Source organism: Nocardia sp. NPDC058497 (assembly GCF_042720195.1).
Lineage (GTDB): Bacteria > Actinomycetota > Actinomycetes > Mycobacteriales > Mycobacteriaceae > Nocardia.
On the sequence record NZ_JBHXMY010000568.1, the window covers coordinates 1 to 3,721 of the forward strand.

The window sequence follows — 3,721 nt, forward strand, 5'->3', positions numbered from 1 at the left end:
GTCGGTCGGCTCGATCACGCTGATCGGCCGGGGCAACATGGTGATCAATACCGGCGGCGAGAAGGTGTTCCCCGAGGAGGTCGAGGCGGTCGTGAAATCCCACGACGCCGTGTACGACGCTGTCGTCGTGGGGGTTCCGCACGAGCGGTGGGGGCAGCAGGTCGCCGCCGTGATCTCCGCGGGTCAAGGCCGGTCGGTGGACTTCGACGCCCTGCGCGTTCACGTCCGTGCCCATCTCGCGGGATACAAGGTGCCCAAACGGATCTGGGTGGTCGACAGCATCACGCGCTCGCCCAGCGGCAAGCCGGACTACCGGTGGGCCAAGGAGTACGTCGCCGGGCGCGCTGCCGATCACGCGGCCGACTGATCCGCCGCGCCGGGTTACCGCGGGTGCCGACCTACCGGACTCGCCCGCACCGGTCACGGCAGCAGGGCGGACACCCCGATCGCGACGATCGCCGCCAGGTACCCGAGGACCAATCGGGTGTCGCGCAACCAGCATCGACTGCGCCGCAACCCCGCCCGCCACGCACGCCAGTAGCCGACGAACGCGAGAACACCGAAACCGGCCACTGCCAATGGTCCGATCAACCACGTCAGCAGGGCGACGGTCGCGACCACACACAGTGTCAGCGGGTCGTGCGGTTGCTGCCGCCGCACCGCCTCCTCGTAGTAGACGCCGCGCTGCTCGCTCATCGCACCTGCACCGGCAGCAGTGCCCTGCCCGCCGGCGCCGCCGCGGACAGCCGCTGCCGTGACAGCGCGGGCCACGCCTGCACCGCGCAGAATGGCGCGCACTGGTCGGCGTCACTTCTGGTACCGACGTGCACACAGCACTGGGTGAGGCGCTCCTCGATCATGGTGGACATGTCCATGAACGGCTTCACCGTGATCCGCACGACCCGTTCCCCCAGCAGGGTCCGCAGCCGCTTGCGCCGGCCCGGCAGCGCCGAGGACGCCAGTGTCAGCAGGGTCGACATCCCCAGATCGCAGTTCTCACAGATGTTCTGCCACACCCGCCCGATCTCCGGATGCGACAGCGACGACTGTTCGGAGAGCAGACCGAGCAGCGACTCCCGCACGGCCAGGCGCAGTTCGGCGGGCAGCGCCGAGTCCGCGATCCGGTTCGACACCAGCCCCAACTGCTCCTTGAGCTGGTCGTGTCCGATCAGCGAGACCAGGGACCGCCACTGTCCGGCATCGTCACGCAGCAGGTAGCCCACCGAACAGCAGTGGGGGTGCGAGCACGGCAGGGCGGTGAGGTCACGCCAGGTGACCTCACCGTCGGTCTGGGGGCCGAGCCTGCGCAGCACACCGGTGTGGGTGAGCCGGTTCATCGGATCGAGCGCACCCGAACGCCCCGAACCGAATTGGGGCTGGATGGATACCCCGCCGACGAACGGCGTGTCCATCGCGGTGCGCACTACCGCGCCGATCTCGTCGTCGTTCACGCCGAGCGCGACCGTCATCACCAGCGTGGTGAAGATGCCCGCCGACGAGAGCCGCTCCAGCGCTCGAGTTTTGCGCAGCCGCAGATCGCCGCCGCGATGGTGGCGTGAGGCCTCCGCCGACACACCGTCGTATTGCAGGTACACCTCGACCCGGTCGCGATGGTCACACAGCAGCGCCATCAGCTCGTCGTCGACGGCGATCCGCAAGCCGTTGGTATTGAGCAGGATTCGGGTGATCGGCCGGGCGGTGAGTTCGCCGAGCAGCCGGGACAGGCGGGGGTGCAGGGTCGGTTCGCCGCCGCTGAGCATCAGCACATCGAGCTTGCCGTTCTCCCGTGCCAGCCGCTGGTCGACATTGGCGAGCACGTCCTCGACCGCCACCACGCCGCGCAGATCCGGAGACGAGTCGGCGAAACACGTGGGGCAGCGCAGATTGCAGCTGTCGATGATGTCTTCGAGCAGGATGCAGGTGTGCTGGGTCTGCATCTCCGGGAGGCCACGCAGGTAGGCCGACGGCACCGGGTCGAAGTTGCCCGCCACGTCGGGCAGGTGTGCCTTGGTCGGCGCTGTCCACTGCTCGAGATAGGACAGGATCTCGGGGTCCTCGTCGTACAGGGTGCGCACCATGCCGTGCCGGGCGCACCCGCGTTCCAGGAACACCTGGCCGTCCCGCTCGGCCAGCCAGCCCGACAGGCGCGTCACCTCGGCCAGCGGACGTTCCGGGTCCTCGTCGTGACAGTGCGGGCAGAACGCGGTGACATAGCGCAGGATCCGGTCGCCGCGCAGCGGCATGCCGGTCATCGCGCCATCCCGAACATGGAGGTGTACAGCTCGGGATTGATGGCGGTGCACAGTCCCGCCGTGCACACCGTCACCAAGGACCACCCGATCATCAGACCCATCCCGAATCCCTTGGGCATGGGGCGTTTGCGCCGGATCAGCAGCCAGCCACCGCCGAAGGCCGAACCCGCGCTCACCACCGCGGTCAGGGCGAGCAGCGCCTGGACCACGGTCCCGTCGTTCGACGACACGGCAATCAGGAACACGACGAACCCGACGATCGCGTTCACCACGATGAACGTCGTCGCCCCGGCCAGCGCCATCGCCGCGACCTGACCGCCCTGCCCCGGCGGCTTCCCGCCCGGCGGTGGCACGTTCGGTGGCGGAGGTGGCATGTTCGGTGGCGGTCCAGGGGGAAGGCTCATGCCGCGACCTTTCGTCGAAGTACACCGTCGTAGTTCCCACGCCGGTAACCGATCGTCCAGCGCACCGCGACCAGGACCAGTCCGGGCAGCAGGAACCATTGCGGGCGGGTCAGATCGAGCCACACCGTGTCGTTCGCGCGGGTGAACTCGACCAGGAACCGGAAGATCGCGTACGCCCCGACATAGAGGGTGAACAGCTCTCCCGGAGTGGTGATCCGATCCCGCAACCACCACAGCCCGGCGAAAGCCGCGAGCTGGAACGCGATCTCGTAGGCGAACCTCGGGTGCATCGCCGCGCCCGTGGCACAGCCGGGACATTGCGGCACGGTGCCGGGTGCGTGAATCCCCCACGGCAGCTCGGTGGGACGACCCGGCGCCTCGGTGAGCAGACAGCCGACGCGACCCACCGCCATGCCGAGGGCGACCGCGGGCGCGAACAGGTCACCGGTTCGTTCCCGGTAGCCGATGATCCGCTTCGCCACCAGCACCCCGACATACGCGCCGAGCAGCCCGCCCAGCACACTGCGCGCACCGAACATCCAGCTCTCGACCGGATCGAGCGTCTCCGCCAGACTCGACAACCGCATCCCGATCGCGCCGCCGACCAGGGCACCGGTCACCGCGACCAGCGACTCCTCCCGCAGCGCGTCACGGCGCCTGCACTCGACCACGAAGACCACCGCCGCCACGGCCACCCCGAGGGCGACGAAGAACCCGTGTGTCGGGATCCCCCACATCAGCTGCGGCACCATGGCGAAAGGTTAGCCGTCCACACCGAGCCGGCGCGTGAGTGAAACTACGTAAGTCCACAGTCCCAGACGGATCGTCTCTGAATCTCGAGGCGGTGCTGAGTGTTTCGTTTAGAATGGATGCCGGGTGAGATCCTCGGTCACCCGGTGCCGATTCTCGAGCACCAGCGTGAGTCATGCCAATAGTTCTGAAGTCATGCAGGGGGTCAACCATGTCGACAGCTGTCGATTTCGCCGCCCGTCGCAGCGATCCCGCCGCGAGCGCGGCAGCGGGGACCGCGGCGGGACACACCGAACGCACCCCGAGACACCCCAG

The 3,721-nt window shown here is 68.4% G+C and carries 4 protein-coding genes and 1 pseudogene; 1 reads left to right on the plus strand and 4 read right to left on the minus strand.

What is annotated here, in order from left to right:
- Nucleotides 1-367, plus strand: a pseudogene (locus ACFWPJ_RS27320) (acyl-CoA synthetase); the annotation flags it as partial.
- A gap of 53 nt (nt 368-420) precedes the next feature.
- Here the strand turns inward: ACFWPJ_RS27320 and ACFWPJ_RS27325 are convergent.
- The 4 genes from ACFWPJ_RS27325 to ACFWPJ_RS27340 are packed head-to-tail and all read right to left on the minus strand — an operon-like array spanning nt 421 to nt 3,408.
- Entirely contained in the window at nt 421-696 is a 276-nt protein-coding gene (locus ACFWPJ_RS27325) for a hypothetical protein (protein WP_378855532.1), read from the minus strand.
- Nucleotides 693-2,243: a radical SAM protein gene (locus ACFWPJ_RS27330; RefSeq protein ID WP_378855538.1), complete on the minus strand. Its 1,551-nt coding sequence runs from the start codon at nt 2,241-2,243 to the stop codon at nt 693-695. The genes ACFWPJ_RS27325 and ACFWPJ_RS27330 overlap by 4 nt, the downstream gene beginning before the upstream one ends.
- 5 nt (nt 2,244-2,248) lie before the next feature.
- The gene (locus ACFWPJ_RS27335; RefSeq protein ID WP_378855534.1) at nt 2,249-2,656 is read right to left on the minus strand and encodes a hypothetical protein; all 408 of its coding nucleotides are present in this window, start codon (nt 2,654-2,656) and stop codon (nt 2,249-2,251) included.
- On the minus strand, nt 2,653-3,408 hold the full coding sequence (locus tag ACFWPJ_RS27340; protein ID WP_378855536.1) for a prolipoprotein diacylglyceryl transferase: 756 nt from the start codon (nt 3,406-3,408) through the stop codon (nt 2,653-2,655). Before ACFWPJ_RS27340 ends, ACFWPJ_RS27335 begins: the two co-directional genes overlap by 4 nt.
- Between the last annotated feature and the right edge of the window lie 313 nt (nt 3,409-3,721).